This is a genomic window from Rhodobacteraceae bacterium LMO-JJ12 (assembly GCA_021555075.1).
Lineage (GTDB): Bacteria > Pseudomonadota > Alphaproteobacteria > Rhodobacterales > Rhodobacteraceae > JAKGBX01.
In genome coordinates this window covers 461320-477590 of record JAKGBX010000002.1, presented here as the reverse complement: position 1 = coordinate 477590, position 16271 = coordinate 461320, and the positions used below count along the sequence as shown (strand labels likewise).

Sequence of the window (16271 nt, the reverse complement as noted above, 5' to 3'; positions counted from 1 at the left end):
TTGGGGGGAGACCATTGGTCTTCAAACGACGCGACAAACGCCCGATCTGGAAAATCGTGGGCGAGTTCATCTATCCCCGCGGTGGTTGGCTGCGCGCCGCGCGCTATATTCGCCATCGCCTGCACCGTCTGCCTGATCCGCCTCACAAGATTTCGCGCGGCATCTGGGCCGGTGTTTTCACCACTTTCACACCTTTTTACGGCCTGCATTTCCTGGTCGCCGCGCTCATTGCCTTCGTCATGCAGGGCAATATTCTGGCCGCCCTTCTGGCCACCTTCTTCGGCAACCCGTTGACATATGTGCCGATTGCCGTGGTCGCGCTCTCAACCGGCCACTGGCTCTTAGGGACCGAGTTTGATCCCGAACATGTCGAACGCTCGCTCGGCGGCAAGTTTTCAGATGCCGGGCATGATCTGTGGCACAACTTCATGTCCATGTTCACGCATGACACTCCAGATTGGAGCGGTCTCTCGGTCTTTTATGACGAAGTGTTCTTTCCTTACATGATCGGCGGCATTCTTCCCGGAATTGTCACCGCAACGGTTTGCTATTACCTCGCCGTTCCGCTGATTCAGGCCTATCAAAAACGCCGCACAGGCCGGATCAAAGCCAAGTTCGACGCGATCAAGTCCAAACGCGCCGCCGCCAAGGCCAAGGACAAGGCCAAACTCAAAGACTGACCGCCCAAAGCGTTCAAAGATAAACTTCGCTCACGCGTTTGTCTAAAACGGCCCACGACCTTGATGTGTCGCGCGCACCCCAGGGATTGCCCCTGTCCCCCGTTCTCAAAAGCCATTAGCCTTTTGGCGAAATGAGAATTCGGGAATCAAGAAAATGACAGCTTCGGGCAAACTCCGCCTTGGTGTGAACATTGATCATGTCGCCACGGTGCGCAACGCACGCGGTTCGGCCTACCCTTCGCCCCTGCGCGCCGCCAAATTAGCGGAAAAAGCCGGGGCCGATGGCATCACGGCGCATCTGCGCGAAGACCGCCGTCATATCCGCGACGCTGACATTGATGAATTGATGGCGGGTCTCACCGTGCCGCTCAATTTTGAGATGGCCGCCACAGACGAAATGCAGAAAATCGCCCTGCGCCATGTGCCGCACGCGGTCTGCATCGTGCCTGAAAAGCGTGAAGAGCGCACCACCGAAGGCGGCCTCGACGTGGCCCGCGACGAAACCCGCCTCGCCCGCTTCATCGCCCCCCTGCGCGACGCAGGCTGTCGCGTGTCGCTGTTCATTGGTGCCGACCGTGCCCAGATCGAAGCCGCCGCGCGCATCGGCGCGCAAGTGATCGAACTGCACACCGGCGCCTATTGCGATCTGCACTACGAGGGCAATCTCAAGGCCCGCGACGAAGAACTCACCGCCCTGCGCGAGATGTCCGCGCTCGCCCATTCCCTCGGGCTCGAAGTCCACGCCGGCCACGGCCTCACCTTCGAGACGGTCAAACCCGTCGCCGCCTTCCCCGAGGTGATGGAGCTCAACATTGGCCACTTCCTGATTGCCGAGGCGATCTTTCTCGGCCTCACCCCCGCAATCCACGAAATGCGCCGCCTGATGGACGAAGCCCGCGCATGATCCTCGGTATCGGCACTGATCTGGCAAATATCGACCGCATCGCGGGAACACTCGAACGTTTCGGCGACCGCTTTCGCAACCGCGTGTTCACACCGATAGAACAGGCCAAGGCCGAACGCCGCGCCGACACGCCCGGCACCTACGCCAAACGCTGGGCCGCCAAAGAGGCTTGCTCGAAAGCTTTGGGAACCGGCCTGCGCATGGGCATCTCGTGGAAGGACATGGCCGTCAGCAATCTGCACACCGGTCAGCCGGTCATGCATGTTACCGGCTGGGCCAAAGAACGGCTGGCCGAAATGACCCCGCCGGGGCACGAGGCCATCATTCACGTTACCCTGACCGACGATCACCCTTGGGCGCAGGCATTCGTTCTGATCGAAGCCCGCCCGGTTGATACCGCCGCCACCACCCCGCCACGATCCGCACATTAAGACGCTTTGCCTTTGATCCAAGGCGCAGGTTTGATGCCAGTTGGCCGCAATATTGCTGGGCCGCGCGCCTGCCCCCAAGCTATCGATGCTTGTGTGGCTCAGGCAACGACCGCTGCGATGCTGGCTTTAAAAGATCGGCTTTGCTTCGCGCCCCGAGCGTAGCCCAGCAAACAGCGCACGAACGCATTCGCGAAACCCTGCTATGCGGCGCTCAAAGATATACGCAAATCCCAACCCGACCAGAATAGACCCCACAAGCAACAAACCATCCCGTGCAAGCGTTTCTGCGGGGAAAACGGCATCAATCAGATGAAGCGCGGGATAATGCGTCACGTAGATGGAAAAGCTTGCACCTGCCCACCAGCGGATACGCCGATGGTTGGTTTGATAGGCGTTCAACAGCCGCGCCATTCCCATGATATGAACTGCGGTCATCGCGCCAATCATCCCGTTCCACAAAAACTCATCCGAAAAGCCAAGCACAACACGATAGTTCTGTGGTTCCAGAAAAGCGCCCGTTTGCGCCGCCAGAATGTCCGGAACACCCAACCACAGACACATCACGTAGAATGCCGGACCTCCCCATGCAAACAGCCGCGCTCTGCCGATAGACAAGCGATCAGGCCCGTTTGCAGCAACCCAGTTCCAAAGCCAAACGCCCATCAACCAGGCGGGCATCAGCAAAAGAACGCGCGGACCTACGGCCCAAGAGATCAGAAGCACGGCGGCAACCCTGCGCGCACCCGACAAGAAGAAGGCCGCTGCAAAGATCACGTAGAAAGCAGCCTCATAGCTGAGTGACCACAAGGGCCCATTGGTCCCCAAGCGCACACGTTCGAAGAGGCCCCATTCATTTGACATGGTCATACCGCGCGCCAACAGTTCGCCAAGCGATGCGGGATTGTAAAAGCGACCATAGGCCTCTGGCCCGATCGACTTGCCAATCTGGTCAAAAATGAACGTCAGCAAAAGCGCCGGCACAAGCACTGTCAGCAAGCGGGTCAAGCGGTTGAAGGCGTAGGTCGAAAGAGTTTTGTCGCGTCCGGCGGCATAGGCAATGACCATCCCGGATATCACGAAAAAGACGATGACACTGTCGCTTCCCAAATTGAGTTCACGGACAAAGATGTAATCCCCGCGCGTAAACCTTGGATAGGCGACATGGGAAATGACGACAACAATCGTCGCCCAGACCCGCAGCGCATCCAGCCAAATGGACAGCCCGCGCGTCATGATGCCGACTGCTCCTCAGGGATGCTTGCCCTGCGAGGGTCACGCGAAGTCCCCTTCCACAAAGCCCGCCAACTGTCAGCAAACGGGTGCAAGAGAGCGGATCGCAGGTTCGGATAAGGCTGTTCAATCGGTTTGCCACTATTGCTGACCAGACCATAAGTAAGCGCTTCATAGTTCTTCGGCACGTAAAGGGTTCCGAACATCAGATCCCAGATCGCGAAAACCTCGCCATAGTTCTTATTGAAATGCTTGCGCTCAATTGAATGGTGTATGTGGTGCTGCGCGGGGGAAATGAACACATGCTCAAGAACCCGCCCATAGCTGAGCCAAACATGGCTGTGCCGCAAATTGGAACCAAGCGCGTTGAACATGAAATACCCCGCGTTCACCGCGCCAATGGTTAGAATCTCGATCTTGCCCATAAGCAGGAAAAGCACCAGCGCCTGCACGATTCCAACCACAACGGTGTAAATCAACAAGCGCAGGACTATGAACACCGGATGATTCCTGTTGGCGGTGAGCGGTGTCATGATCTCGGCAGAGTGGTGCAACGCATGGAAAGGCCACAGGATCGCCGCTTCGTGATGTAGCCGGTGCGCCCAATATTTACAAAAATCCAGCGTCAGGATCATGATGAGCGTAGCCAAGGCCAGCTTGCCAAAGGTGAGCTCCACAGGCGCAATCGACGCGCCGGTTAACGTCAATAACCCGTTCAGCACCTTCGTCGTCATCAGCGGCGTCATGGTTACCGCAGCAAACAACCCGGACGCGGAAAGAAGGGAATTGAAAAGGAATATCTTGATATCGACGAGGTTCGATTTGTGAAGGTACACTTCCTTGGGCAGCAAATACGCCACAAAACTCGTTGGTCGCCCGCGCGCAAGCCACAGAACCGCGACGATCAATACCGTGAGCAACAGGTAAAAAGCCGCCAATCGTGATTGAAGACTCGTAAAGTTCATGAGCACTGACGAGAAAAACTGCTGCAGCAATTCCATGATGACCTCTGAAGATGACCTCTGAAGATTTTCACCACAACTTGCAGGTCGAGTGTGGCAGCAACGAGGCTAATGAGTGCCGAATTTTTAGCACCATCATCATTGAGCCTGACGGCCATGGAAAACCCAGCCGCACAGCACCGGAGTCTCCCCTCTCATTCGCCACCCACCGCACACCGCATTAACCTTACCGGGCCGTTAACCTTCCTATTTTGCACGGCAGCCGGATGTCAGCCGCAAGTCATACGCAAATCACCCCCCTGATTTGTGCCGTGCGGTGCCGTTAACCTCTGACCGGGCGAGCAAACCTTGACACCCCCGCCGCCGCGCCGCATGAAGCGCCAAGGCACACAGGCAGGGAGCATCGGGCCATGAGCGAACAAGGCAGCTTTTTCGGCGCCGTCATCGAGACGATCAAGACGGTCGTCTATGCGCTGCTGATCGCCGGTATCTTCCGTACGCTGTTCTTTCAACCCTTCTGGATACCCTCCGGTTCAATGAAAGACACGCTGTTGATCGGCGATTTTTTGTTTGTGAATAAAATGGCTTACGGCTATTCCTACGCTTCCTGCCCCTCGATCCGCATCCCGAGTTTAGGCGTCGATGTCGACGCCAAGAACATCTGCGGCTGGATGCGTTCCGACAACACTCGCATCTGGGCCGGCGAACCTCAGCGCGGCGATGTCGTGGTCTTCCGCCACCCTGTAAATGGCACCGACTTCATCAAGCGCCTGATCGGCCTGCCCGGCGACAAGGTTCAGATGAAAAACAGCGTGCTGCATATCAACGGCGAACCAGTCAAACTCGAAGACGGCGGCACCTTCGTTGAGCCCATGGCCCCCCAAGGCCCCGAAGGCAACCGACCACGTTGCGAAAACGGCACCCTGGGAAATGGCGGAATATGTGAAAAATCAAGACTTTACGAAACCCTGCCCGGCGGCACCCGACACTCGATCCTGAACATCGGCCTCTCGGGTGCAGACAATACAAGTGTGTTCACCGTGCCTGAAGGCGAGTATTTTTTCATGGGCGACAACCGTGACAATTCGACCGACAGCCGCTTTGCCCAGACCGCCGGTGGCGTCGGCACCGTCAAGTTCGAAGACCTGATCGGCCGCGCCGACCGGATCATGTTCTCCTCTGCCGGACGCTCAATGCTCTATTTCTGGACCTGGCGCTCGGATCGGTATTTCAAGGCGATCGAGTAACTTGGTCTTCCGCAAGGGACATAGCCTCACCACCCCCCTCGCAAGGGGCCGGATTCACGCCTCCCTTCGCGGCGGGAAGTGCGTCTTATGAAGCTAGCACGCGAGCTTAAGGAATTCGAAACCCGGCTGGGGCATAAGTTCACCAAACCGGAATTGCTAATCCGCGCGCTTACACATGCCTCGATCTCGTCACCAACGCGCGATGACAATCAGCGGCTGGAGTTTCTGGGCGACCGCGTGCTCGGCCTGACCATGGCCGAAGCGGTGCTCGAACACGATCCTTCGGCGTCCGAAGGCACGCTTGCGCCGCGCTTCAACGCGCTCGTGCGCAAGGAAACCTGCGCCGATATCGCCCGCGAAATCGATCTGGGCGTGGTTTTGAAAATAGGCCGCTCCGAGATGATGTCTGGCGGGCGGCGCAAGAAGGCGCTGTTGGGCGATGCCATGGAGGCGGTGATTGCCGCGGTCTATCTCGACGCCGGGTTTGAAACGGCGCGCGACCTGATTTTGCGGCTCTGGAGCGCACGTATCTCAACCGTCGACGCCGACGCCCGCGACCCCAAGACCGCCCTTCAGGAATGGGCCCAAGCGCGCGGATTAAAGCCGCCATCCTACATCGAAACCGCCCGCACCGGCCCCGATCACGCCCCCGCGTTCACCATCGAAGCTCGGCTCGACAGCGGCCAATCGGCCGAAGCCACAGCGGCCTCCAAACGTCAGGCGGAACAGGCCGCAGCCAAGGCACTTCTGGACCGGGTCGAACGCGACTGATCAGCCACCCACGCCTTATTTTCATAGCCATCCGCAATCCCCGCTGGTAACACCGTCACAAATCCACTATTGCGCGTGGATCACAGCTCACGGAACCCACCCATGACCACTCGCTGCGGCTTTGTCGCCCTGATCGGAGAGCCCAACGCGGGCAAATCGACCCTCACCAACCAAATGGTGGGCGCCAAGGTTTCCATCGTCACCCACAAGGTGCAAACCACCCGTGCGCGCATCCGCGGCGTCGCGCTCGAAGGCGAGGCACAGCTCGTCTTCGTCGACACCCCGGGCCTCTTTCGTCCGCGCCGCCGACTCGATCGCGCCATGGTCGCCGCCGCATGGGGCGGCGCTGCGGATGCCGATATCGTCGTGTTGCTGATCGAGGCACATCGCGGCATCACCGAAGGGGTCGAGAAAATCCTCGAAGGCCTGGCTGAAATGCCCAAGGGGCGCACCATCGCGCTGGCCATCAACAAGATCGACAAGGTCGAAGCGCCCAACCTTCTCAGCCTCACCAAAGAGATGAATGAACGCTTCCCGTTTGCCGAAACCTTCATGATCTCCGCCGAAAAAGGCCATGGTGTAAAGGCTTTGCGCACTTGGCTCGCCACACGGCTTCCCGAGGGCCCGTGGCTCTACCCCGAAGATCAGATTGCCGATCTGCCCATGCGCATGATCGCCGCCGAAATCACCCGTGAAAAGCTCACCCTGCGCCTGCATCAGGAACTTCCCTACCAACTTACGGTCGAAACCGAGAGTTGGGAAGAACGCGACGATGGCACCGCACGCATAGACCAGATCATCTACGTCATGCGCGACGGCCACAAAGGCATCGTGCTGGGCAAGAAAGGCGAAACCATCAAGGCGATTTCGACGCTCGCGCGCCAAGAGCTGGAAGAATTCCTCGGCCGCAAAATCCACCTCTTCCTGCAAGTAAAGGTCCGCCCCAACTGGCTGGAAGAAAGCGAGCGCTACTCCGAAATGGGCCTTGATTTCAAAGATGGCAACTGATCCACACTTTCATCTTGCCCAAAATATCCCGGGGGGTCTGGGGGGCTGGCCCCCCAGCTTTCTCTGTGGTCTGAGGGGCTGCCCTCCCGCCAAATCAAAATGACACGCCTCACCGCAAATTTCTGGATTCACGCCTATCTTGCGCGCCTGCGGCTCCATGATATCCCGGCTTTTGTCACTGCCCATGGCGATGACACCGCCGGCGCCGTTCTGGTCAAGCTCAACACGCTTGATGGCAATGCCCGGTCCTTCCACCGCGCCTTCGATCTGATGAGCGGTGCGCGCAAATGGGATGTACTTTCCGACGGTCCCGAAGAAGATGTCGACCGCTCCATCGCCAAGCAACGCAGCTTCGATCCCGATCTTTGGGTGATCGAGGTCGAAGATCGTCAGGGCCGCCACCTGCTCGATGAACCCGGTCTCGCCGACTAAAGCGTTTCAAGATAAATCAGAATCACGGGTTTGCCAGAAAACACCCGCAACATTGATCTCTTGCGCGGCGTTTCAACTTGACCATACCTCACCATACCTCAGGTTTAGGTAGAACCGTTTTAAGGTAGGATTGAAACTCACCCTCCCCCCAATCCCCGTTGCTGTAACGCCGCGTCAAATCTGGCGAGGGGAAGGTGATTCATTCACCACCGCTGTTGCCCCGACGGCACCGCAACAGGCATAGTAGGGCGCGTGTCGGGATTGCCCGACACCGGAGGAAATCAGGGAATTCGAAATATGAGCGATCAGGTCACTCTCACGCGCGACGGCGATATTGCCATCGTTACCGTCAACAATCCGCCGGTCAACGCGCTTGGCACTGCGGTGCGCAAAGGGCTTTTTGACGCGATGGCGCAGATTGATGCCGACGCTGACGTCAAGGCCGCGATCATAATTGGCGCAGGCCGCACCTTTCCCGCCGGGGCTGATATTCGCGAATTCGGCCAGGCACCGCAACCGCCCGCGTTGTTCGAGGTCTGCACCCGCATCGAAGAATGCACAAAGCCGGTTATTGCTGCGATCCATGGCACAGCACTCGGCGGTGGCTTGGAAATTTCGCTCGGCGCACATTATCGCATCGCCGATCCCAAGGGCCGGGTCGGCCTGCCCGAAGTTCTGATCGGCGTCATGCCCGGCGCCGGTGGCACCATCCGCCTGCCCCGCGTCGCTGGTATCGCTGCAGCGCTCGATATCATGGTCAGCGGCCGCCAGGTCGGCGCCCAGGAGGCGCTCTCGCTCGGCATCATCGACCGTCTGGCCGAGACAGACCTGCTTGACGACGCCAAGAGCTACGCGCGCGAACTGATCGCCGAGGGCAAGGGCCCGCGCAAGAGCTCGGAACGCAGCGACGGGCTTGGGTCAGACGCAGAAAACGCCGCAGCCCTGCAAGCCGCCCGCGACGGGATCGTCAAGAAAGCCCGCGGTCTCTTCGCTCCGGCCAAGATGGTAGAGTCGATGGAATATTCGCTCAATCATTCGCTAAAAGAAGCGTCGATCTTCGAAAAAGACACCTTCATGTCCTGCCTCGGCACGCCGCAGCAACAGGGCCTCAACCATGCCTTTTTCGCCGAGCGCGCCTCTGCCAAGGTGCCCGAAAACGGCCGCGCGAATCCGCGCCCGCTGGAAACGATCGGAGTCATCGGTGGCGGCACCATGGGTGCGGGTATCGCCGTTGCCGCGCTTAATGCTGGCCTCTCCGTCACCATGGTAGAGCGCGATGACGAAAGCATCCAGCGCGGCATTCAGAACGTCGAAAAGGTCTATGCCCGTGACGTGGAAAAGGGCCGCAAGACCGAAGCGCAAAAGGCCGCCATCTTGGCGCGCTATACCCCTTCCACCTCCTATGACGATTTGTCGGATGCCGACCTCATCATCGAAGCGGTGTTCGAGAACATGGATGTGAAGAAGGAGGTGTTCGGCACGCTCGACAAGATCGCCAAACCCGGCGCTGTTCTCGCCTCCAACACCTCATATCTCAATATCGACGAGATCGCCTCGGCCACCTCACGCCCACAGGATGTGATCGGCCTGCATTTTTTCTCGCCCGCCAATATCATGCGGTTGTTGGAAATCGTGATTCCTTCGAAAGCAGCAGATGATGCGATCGCCACGGGCTTTGATTTGGCCAAGAAAATGAAGAAGGTGCCGGTGCGCGCTGGTCTTTGCGACGGTTTCATCGGCAACCGCATCCTTGGCAAATACGCCACCTCGGCGGCCTATATGGTCGAAGATGGCGCATCGCCCTATGCGATCGACGCAGCCCTGGTCAACTTCGGCTATCCCATGGGCATCCACGCCATGGGCGATCTTGCCGGGCTTGATATCGGATGGGCCAACCGCAAGAACAACGCCGCCAAACGCGCCAATGATGATCGCTACAATGGCACCATCGCCGACCGGATTTGCGAACAGGGCTGGTTCGGTCAAAAGACCGGCAAGGGCTGGTATGTCTACGCCAAAGGCGACCGCCGCGGCACCCCCAACCCCGAGGTCGAGAAAATCATCACCGATGCACGCGCCGATCTTGGCATCACGCCGCGCGACTTCACGGAGGAAGAGATCATCCGCCGTTACCTCGCCGCGATGATCAATGAAGGCGCCAAGGTGCTGGAAGAGGGCATCGCGCTCAAACCTTCCGATATCGACGTGACGTTCCTCTTTGGCTACGGCTTCCCGCGCTATCGCGGCGGGCCGATGAAATACGCCGATATGTATGGGCTGGACAATGTGCTGGCCGATCTGCGTGAGTTCGAAAAAGAAAACCCCAAGTTCTGGAAACCGGCACAATTGCTCGTGGATATGGTCGAGAAGGGCGAAACCTTCGATGACCTCAACAAACGCGCCGCTGGCTGAGGAGACCCTATCATGGACCTGAATTTTACTCCGGAAGAACAGGATTTCCGCACCGAAGTGCGGAACTGGCTGGCCGATAACCTTCCCGAGGATCTTGCCACCAAAACCCGCAATGACGCGCCCCTCACCAAAGACGACATGGTGCGTTGGCAGGTTATCTTGAACGACAAGGGCTGGCTCACCTATGGCTGGCCCACCGAATTCGGCGGCGCTGGGTGGGGCCCGGTGAAGCAGTTTATCTTCGAGGATGAAATGGCCCGCGCCTGCGCCCCTCGCATCCTGCCCTTCGGGCTCAAGATGCTGGCGCCGGTGCTGATGAAATTCGGCTCCAAGGAACAGCAGGACCATTATCTGCCACGGATGTGCGACGGCACCGATTGGTGGTGCCAGGGCTATTCCGAGCCGGGTGCGGGCTCTGATCTCGCCTCGCTCAAGACCGCGGCAGTGCGCAGCGGCGATCACTATGTCGTCAACGGTCAGAAAACCTGGACCACGCTGGGCCAATATGCCGACTGGATCTTCTGCCTGGTGCGCACATCGAAAGAGGGCAAGCCGCAGGAAGGCATTTCGTTCCTGTTGATCGACATGAAGAGCCCCGGCATCGAAGTGCGCCCGATCCGCACCATTGATGGCGGTCACGAGGTCAACGAGGTGTTCTTCACCGACGTGAAGGTGCCCGCCGAGAATCTCGTCGGTGAAGAAAACAAAGGCTGGACCTACGCCAAGTATCTCTTGACCCACGAGCGCACCAACATCGCCGGTGTCGGCAAGTCCAATCAGGAGCTGGACCGCCTGAAGGCGCTGGCGCGTTCGCAGAAACGCGGCGGCAAACCACTCTCCGAAGATCCGCTCTTCGCGGCCCGTATGGCGCGGGTCGAGATCGACCTGATGAACATGGAGATTACCAACCTGCGGGTTCTGGCCGAAGCAGAAGCCGGTGGCGTTCCGGGGCCCGAAAGCTCGATGCTGAAAATTCTCGGCACCGAAATCGAGCAGGAACTGACCGATCTCACCCGCCGCGCGCTCGGTCGCTCTGCGACGGCGCTGACGCCGGAAGTTGACGAGCCTGGTTACAACGGTCCGCACGTTGCTCCCGAAGGTTTCAATAATGCCACCGGCGTCTATTTCAATCACCGCAAGACGACGATCTATGGCGGCTCGAATGAAATTCAGAAAAACATCATCACCAAAATGATAACAGGGCTCTGAAGGGGACAAACAAGATGGATTTCACCCACACCGATACCCGCCGGATGCTCGCCGACACGATCGAGCGCTATTTGCGTGACAAATATCCGTTAGCGCCGCGTGTCGAAGCGGGCAACGCCGCACCCGGCTTTCAACCTGCGCATTATGAAGGTCTGGCTGAACTGGGCGTAATTGCAGCGCTGTTTCCCGAAGATCAGGGCGGTTTCGGCGGCGAAGGCTTCGATATCGCCGTAGTTTTCGAGGAACTTGGCAAGCGACTGGTCAACGAACCAGCGCTCGACAACGCACTAGTCCCCGGCCCGATCCTTGCAGCCGCAGGCAAGATGGATGCTGTAGAAGAGATCATCGCCGGTTCAGCGCGCTACGCGCTTGCCGCCGAAGAGCCTCAGGCATTCTATGACCTCACCGAAGTCGAAACCAAAGCGGTCAAATCCGGCGATGGCTATGCCCTAAGCGGCACCAAATCGGTGGTGAAATATGCCTCAGGCTGTGCCGGATTCATCGTCTCTGCGCGCACCGACGCGGGTATTTCGCTCTTTCTCGTCGCGCCCGACGCGATCGAGCTTCGCGAATACAACACGGTGGATGGTGGCCAGGCCTGCGAGATCACACTCGATGGCGCGCCCGGCGAGATGCTGGTCGAAGATGGGGCTTCCGCACTTGATGCTGCCTCGGGACGCGCCATCGTCGCGCTTTCGGCCGAGGCACTTGGCATCATGGCGACGATCCGCGAAATGACCATCGACTATCTGCGCCAGCGCAAGCAATTCGGCGTACCAATCGGCAAGTTTCAGGCGCTACAACACCGCATGGCGGAAATGCTGCTCGAGATCGAACAGGCACGCTCAGCAGTGATCAATGCTGCCGCAGCGCTGGAAAAGCCACAGCCCGAGCGCGACCGCGTGCTGGCCGCTACCAAGTATTCGATCGGCCGTATCGGTCGTCTGGTAGCCGAGGAATCAATCCAGATGCATGGCGGTATCGGCATGACCTGGGAATTCGATCTCGGCCATTTTGCCAAGCGCCTCATCCTGATCGACCATGAGTGGGGCGATCAGGATTTCCACTTGGCCCGTTTTATCAACGCCAGCCGCGCGGCCTGAATAGAGTTGGGCCGGGGGTATCTCCGGCCCATCCTCCCCCCTTGTCTTCCGTCTCGCCCCGCCCCAATCTTGCACGCAAGGGAGACACTCCATGATCAACAAACTCAAAGCCATAGTTGGCGATGTGCACGTTTTGCGTGGCACAGACATGGCGCGCTATTCCCATGATTTCACCCAATCCTATCATTGGACACCGCTTGCTGTGGTGCGCCCCGCCAACACCCATGAAGTGTCACAGATTGTGACACTGGCCAATGAGACCGGCACGCCAGTTGTGCCTATCTCGGGTAACACTGGTCTGGCCGGAGGGGCGCGCGCCGAGGGGGCAATCATGCTCTCGCTCGAGCGAATGAACGCGATCCGCGAAATCCGCCCAGAGGCCCGCATCGCCGTTGTCGAAGCTGGCGTGGTGTTGGCCAATCTGCGCTCCACGGCAGAAGAACACGGGCTGATGTTCCCGCTCACCTTCGGGGCGCAAGGCTCGGCGATGATCGGCGGCAATCTCGCCACCAATGCAGGCGGCTCGAACGTGCTGCGCTATGGCAATACACGTGATCTGGTGCTCGGAATCGAAGTGGTCCTGCCGACGGGTGAAGTAATGGACCTGATGTCAGAACTGCATAAGGATAATTCCGGCTACAACCTCAAACATCTGCTGATCGGTGCCGAAGGTACGCTCGGGGTCATCACCGCCGCCGTGCTGAAACTGGTGCCGAAACCGCGCGCCTATGCAACTGCGATGGTCGCCGTACCTGCGCTCGATCAGGCGCTGTCACTGCTCAACAGACTACAACAGGCTACTGGCGGTGCGGTCGAGGCATTTGAATACATGCCGCGCGCCTATATCGAGCGCCATCTTGAAATGATCAAGGGTGCACGCGAGCCGTTCGAGGCGCCCCACGAGATCAATATACTCGTCGAGGTCGGTGCCACCGCCCCGCGCGACGCCGATCCGGGCCCGGACGGCCAGCCGCCAATCGTAAGCTATTTCGAATCCGTTCTGAGCGGGATGTTCGAGACGGGCGACGTAATTGATGCCGTAGTGGCCCAGAACGAGACCCAGCGCCGTGAGATGTGGGCGCGTCGCGAGGCCGCCGCAGAGGTTTCGCTGTCGCACCAACCCGTTCAGAACAACGACATCGCCGTGCCGCTCGACAAGGTCGATACCTTTCTGTCCCGCGCCAACGCGATGCTGCAACAAGTTGACCCGGGCGCGCGCGCCATGGTGGTTTCGCATCTCGGCGATGGCAACGTGCACTATGCGGTCTGGCCGAAAAGCCAGGACCCCGCGCGCGTTGACTATATCATGGAAGCCGTCGAAGAGATCGTGCTCGAACTTGGCGGCAGCTTTTCCGCCGAACACGGTATTGGCACGTCAAAGCTGCCCTCAATGGCGCGACGCAAGAACGCCCAAGCGATGGCCGCCATGCGGGCGATCAAGGCCGCTCTCGATCCCAATGGGATTCTCAATCCCGGAAAGGTCTTGCCGCCGAACTAAAGGATCACGCCTCACTTCGCGCCTCGGTTGCCAGTCAGGGTTATTACCCGTTGCGCCAGAGTGGCAGGCGGCACATCCGCGACAGAGGCATGTCAGTGATTGCTCTTGCCAAGAAACAGAATTGGCGCCGAGTCAGCCCAGCGCTTTGCGATATTCGAGAAACCGCGGGTCGCGCCCGATGCGCGCCATCATCTCGTCACGCAGCGCACTAATGGTTTTCAGCGGACGCATCACCACCTCAAACGTCTCGATCAACCCGTCCGCGCCCAGTGTAATCAGATCGACACCAACAGCATCGAACTCCCCAACTTTGCATTGAAATTCCAACGCCCAGTCATTGCCCTCGCCCATCACACGACGATAGGTGAAATCGGAAAATACCTGTCCGACATGCCCCAAGACCGCTGCTACCGGCTCCGCTCCGCGCCAACTGGCCCAATAGGTCGGTGGCAGGAAAACGACATCGGGCGACAGAAGCTCGATGATCCTCTTGTCATCACCTGAGGCTACAACCTCTTGCATTTTTACGATCGTTGGGTGCATGGCATTCTCCTTCTCTTGGAACAATCTGCCTGTGATCACGTCAAGTTCGCAAGCCTGACGTCGGGTTGCCGGGGCGCCGTCGCCGCGCTAGACCGCGAGGATGAATGACAGCTACGCCCCCCCCACCGACCCTCTCGAGATTCTTCACGAAGATCATGAATTGATCGCTGTGCTCAAACCCGCGGGTCTTCTTTCCGTGCCGGGCAAGGGCGACCATCTTGCCGATTGCCTGCTATCTCGGGTAAAGGCTGCGTTTCCCACCGCGCTTCTGGTGCATAGGCTTGATCGCGACACCTCGGGCGTGATGATCTTCGCCGCCTCGCCCCACGCCCAGCGCCACCTCGGCCTGCAATTCGAAAAACGGCAAACAAAGAAAACCTATGTCGCAAGGGTTCATGGCCAGATGACCCAGCCGGAAGGCACCATCGATCTTCCGCTGATCGTCGATTGGCCCAATCGCCCGCGTCAAATGGTCTGTCATGAAACCGGAAAACAGGCGCTCACCGACTACAAGGTGCTCAAAACGCAAACGAGTGAGAGCCGCGTAAAGCTGATGCCAAAGACAGGACGCAGTCACCAATTGCGTGTGCATATGATGGCGCTTGGTCACGCGATTCTGGGCGATCCGTTTTATTCCGACGATGCCGATGAATTTCCGCGCATGATGCTGCATGCTCAAGAGCTGCGCCTGCGTCATCCCGATGGTGGTCGCGGTATGCGATTCTATGCCAAGGCGCCGTTCTAAGGCTGATCAGGCGGCGCGGCGCTGCATCAGCGTGATCGCCTCGAACGGTTTCACCATCAGATAGGCTGAGCGCGCATGTTCGGGCAAGAGTGCGCGCTGGAAAGGCGCCAGCAGCGAGGCACCCAACTGCGCGGGCTTGCGTCGGATCCGCCCAACAAAAAGGCTTTCCAGCGGACATCCCGCCGCAATAATCGAATCGTGGCGCGGCAGGATCACCTGCACGTACGTCATCGTCACCATACCTGACACGGCAATCGCTGAAATCCCATTGACCAAATGCCGGGCGGGCACCAGAACTGCCTCGCGACCGAAGGTGTATTCAACCTCGGAACCACCCACGACAAGGCGCTGATCGGGGGCCACGGTCACATCACGCAACAGGCCGAAGTACGGCGCGCGCAATCGCACGGGCCGGAATGATCCAAAGGCCGGAACCGTACGCCTGACCACCTGCAAAACGGGCGATAGGCCCGATTCCAGAGTCTCGACGATATCACCGCGCCTCAGCTTGCTTGCCATTTCATACCGCCCCTGACACAGGAGCGGAACGTCACCGGTCAGGCTTGGCATCGGCCCAATCGGTTCCACCCGGTCGGAGACGGCAAAGAACAGCACATCCATGTCGAGATGCCGCCGCCGCGCATCTGTCGAAATCACGCGGATATCTTCCAATTGCAAAGGTGGCGCATGTGTCAGTTCAACCGCGGCAACCCGGTCGTATTCCGGTCGCTCGATCGCAAGCCGACCCCAACCGCGTGCCACATCCCAGGAATAAGTGATGCGCAGGATGTCGGCGCGATCCTGGCTGTCATGATGCAGCGCGGTATGGAAAACACTGTCACCATCTGCGATCACCAAAACCAACCCACCGCCGGGAACCGCCTGAATGGAAAACTTGTAAGGGCGCGGATAGAGCCGTTCAAAGGACAAGAGCGTTTGCACCCGCCCATCCGGCGACAGGCGCGTTTCCACCATCAGACTGCCTTGTGGCAATACGCCATCATTGAGCCGAGACGACTCTGCAGGATCCTGCGGCCCAAGCCCTTCGGGGCAAAACCGACTTTCCGTCGCATCCGATATTGCAATCCAGGCCATC

The 16271-nt window shown here is 59.0% G+C and carries 16 protein-coding genes; 12 read left to right on the top strand and 4 right to left on the bottom strand.

Translation table 11 applies throughout. The annotated features are described in order from the left end of the window. Positions 1–14: 14 nt before the first annotated feature. From LZG00_14290 to acpS, 3 genes are all read left to right on the top strand, one after another. Positions 15–680, top strand: a complete 666-nt coding sequence (locus LZG00_14290; protein ID MCF3595161.1) for a DUF2062 domain-containing protein — start codon at positions 15–17, stop codon at positions 678–680. A 154-nt stretch (positions 681–834) separates the two neighbouring features. Further along, positions 835–1584, top strand: a complete 750-nt coding sequence (locus LZG00_14285; GenBank protein ID MCF3595160.1) for a pyridoxine 5'-phosphate synthase — start codon at positions 835–837, stop codon at positions 1582–1584. After that, positions 1581–2015, top strand: coding sequence for a holo-ACP synthase (gene acpS / locus LZG00_14280; protein ID MCF3595159.1), 435 nt, complete (start codon positions 1581–1583; stop codon positions 2013–2015). The genes LZG00_14285 and acpS overlap by 4 nt, the downstream gene beginning before the upstream one ends. 126 nt (positions 2016–2141) lie before the next feature. On the opposite strand, the gene LZG00_14275 is transcribed toward acpS, so the two are convergent. Together LZG00_14275 and LZG00_14270 are read right to left on the bottom strand one after the other, a co-directional pair. Continuing rightward, on the bottom strand, positions 2142–3248 hold the full coding sequence (locus tag LZG00_14275) for an acyltransferase (protein MCF3595158.1): 1107 nt from the start codon (positions 3246–3248) through the stop codon (positions 2142–2144). After that, a complete protein-coding gene (locus tag LZG00_14270; GenBank protein MCF3595157.1) occupies positions 3245–4246 on the bottom strand; it encodes a sterol desaturase family protein in 1002 nt (333 codons plus the stop codon). The genes LZG00_14275 and LZG00_14270 overlap by 4 nt, the downstream gene beginning before the upstream one ends. A 371-nt stretch (positions 4247–4617) precedes the next feature. Between LZG00_14270 and lepB the strand changes: the two genes are divergently transcribed. The 8 genes from lepB (at position 4618) to LZG00_14230 (ending at position 13887) form a co-directional block, all read left to right on the top strand. Continuing rightward, entirely contained in the window at positions 4618–5454 is an 837-nt protein-coding gene (lepB, locus tag LZG00_14265) for a signal peptidase I (protein ID MCF3595156.1), read from the top strand. Between the two features lie 87 nt (positions 5455–5541). Beyond that, positions 5542–6225, top strand: coding sequence for a ribonuclease III (gene rnc, locus LZG00_14260; GenBank protein ID MCF3595155.1), 684 nt, complete (start codon positions 5542–5544; stop codon positions 6223–6225). Between the two features lie 102 nt (positions 6226–6327). Continuing rightward, positions 6328–7233, top strand: coding sequence for a GTPase Era (gene era / locus LZG00_14255; GenBank protein ID MCF3595154.1), 906 nt, complete (start codon positions 6328–6330; stop codon positions 7231–7233). Between the two features lie 99 nt (positions 7234–7332). Next, complete coding sequence (locus LZG00_14250; GenBank protein ID MCF3595153.1) at positions 7333–7665, top strand: DUF1491 family protein; 333 nt, start codon at positions 7333–7335, stop codon at positions 7663–7665. A gap of 297 nt (positions 7666–7962) precedes the next feature. Further along, the gene (locus LZG00_14245; protein MCF3595152.1) at positions 7963–10077 is read left to right on the top strand and encodes a 3-hydroxyacyl-CoA dehydrogenase NAD-binding domain-containing protein; all 2115 of its coding nucleotides are present in this window, start codon (positions 7963–7965) and stop codon (positions 10075–10077) included. A 12-nt stretch (positions 10078–10089) separates the two neighbouring features. Further along, positions 10090–11286 (top strand): acyl-CoA dehydrogenase family protein, encoded by a 1197-nt coding sequence (locus LZG00_14240; GenBank protein ID MCF3595151.1) that lies wholly within the window; start codon positions 10090–10092, stop codon positions 11284–11286. A 14-nt stretch (positions 11287–11300) separates the two neighbouring features. Further along, complete coding sequence (locus LZG00_14235) at positions 11301–12389, top strand: acyl-CoA dehydrogenase family protein (GenBank protein ID MCF3595150.1); 1089 nt, start codon at positions 11301–11303, stop codon at positions 12387–12389. Between the two features lie 91 nt (positions 12390–12480). After that, complete coding sequence (locus LZG00_14230) at positions 12481–13887, top strand: FAD-binding oxidoreductase (protein MCF3595149.1); 1407 nt, start codon at positions 12481–12483, stop codon at positions 13885–13887. Between the two features lie 132 nt (positions 13888–14019). Here LZG00_14230 and LZG00_14225 read toward each other — a convergent pair whose 3' ends face one another. Continuing rightward, complete coding sequence (locus LZG00_14225) at positions 14020–14430, bottom strand: nuclear transport factor 2 family protein (protein MCF3595148.1); 411 nt, start codon at positions 14428–14430, stop codon at positions 14020–14022. 100 nt (positions 14431–14530) lie between these two features. On the opposite strand from LZG00_14225, the gene LZG00_14220 reads away from it, so the two are divergent. Further along, positions 14531–15175 (top strand): RluA family pseudouridine synthase, encoded by a 645-nt coding sequence (locus LZG00_14220; protein MCF3595147.1) that lies wholly within the window; start codon positions 14531–14533, stop codon positions 15173–15175. A gap of 6 nt (positions 15176–15181) precedes the next feature. Here LZG00_14220 and LZG00_14215 read toward each other — a convergent pair whose 3' ends face one another. Then, a complete protein-coding gene (locus LZG00_14215; protein MCF3595146.1) occupies positions 15182–16270 on the bottom strand; it encodes a Hint domain-containing protein in 1089 nt (362 codons plus the stop codon). Position 16271: the final 1 nt, after the last annotated feature.

Coding starts and splice junctions, on each gene's coding strand:
- LZG00_14285 (MCF3595160.1), top strand. CDS start 835: ATGACAGCTTCGGGCAAACTCCGCCTTGGTGTGAACATTGATCATGTC.
- acpS (MCF3595159.1), top strand. CDS start 1,581: ATGATCCTCGGTATCGGCACTGATCTGGCAAATATCGACCGCATCGCG.
- LZG00_14275 (MCF3595158.1), bottom strand. CDS start 3,248: ATGACGCGCGGGCTGTCCATTTGGCTGGATGCGCTGCGGGTCTGGGCG.
- LZG00_14270 (MCF3595157.1), bottom strand. CDS start 4,246: ATGGAATTGCTGCAGCAGTTTTTCTCGTCAGTGCTCATGAACTTTACG.
- lepB (MCF3595156.1), top strand. CDS start 4,618: ATGAGCGAACAAGGCAGCTTTTTCGGCGCCGTCATCGAGACGATCAAG.
- rnc (MCF3595155.1), top strand. CDS start 5,542: ATGAAGCTAGCACGCGAGCTTAAGGAATTCGAAACCCGGCTGGGGCAT.
- era (MCF3595154.1), top strand. CDS start 6,328: ATGACCACTCGCTGCGGCTTTGTCGCCCTGATCGGAGAGCCCAACGCG.
- LZG00_14250 (MCF3595153.1), top strand. CDS start 7,333: ATGACACGCCTCACCGCAAATTTCTGGATTCACGCCTATCTTGCGCGC.
- LZG00_14245 (MCF3595152.1), top strand. CDS start 7,963: ATGAGCGATCAGGTCACTCTCACGCGCGACGGCGATATTGCCATCGTT.
- LZG00_14240 (MCF3595151.1), top strand. CDS start 10,090: ATGGACCTGAATTTTACTCCGGAAGAACAGGATTTCCGCACCGAAGTG.
- LZG00_14235 (MCF3595150.1), top strand. CDS start 11,301: ATGGATTTCACCCACACCGATACCCGCCGGATGCTCGCCGACACGATC.
- LZG00_14230 (MCF3595149.1), top strand. CDS start 12,481: ATGATCAACAAACTCAAAGCCATAGTTGGCGATGTGCACGTTTTGCGT.
- LZG00_14225 (MCF3595148.1), bottom strand. CDS start 14,430: ATGCACCCAACGATCGTAAAAATGCAAGAGGTTGTAGCCTCAGGTGAT.
- LZG00_14220 (MCF3595147.1), top strand. CDS start 14,531: ATGAATGACAGCTACGCCCCCCCCACCGACCCTCTCGAGATTCTTCAC.
- LZG00_14215 (MCF3595146.1), bottom strand. CDS start 16,270: ATGGCCTGGATTGCAATATCGGATGCGACGGAAAGTCGGTTTTGCCCC.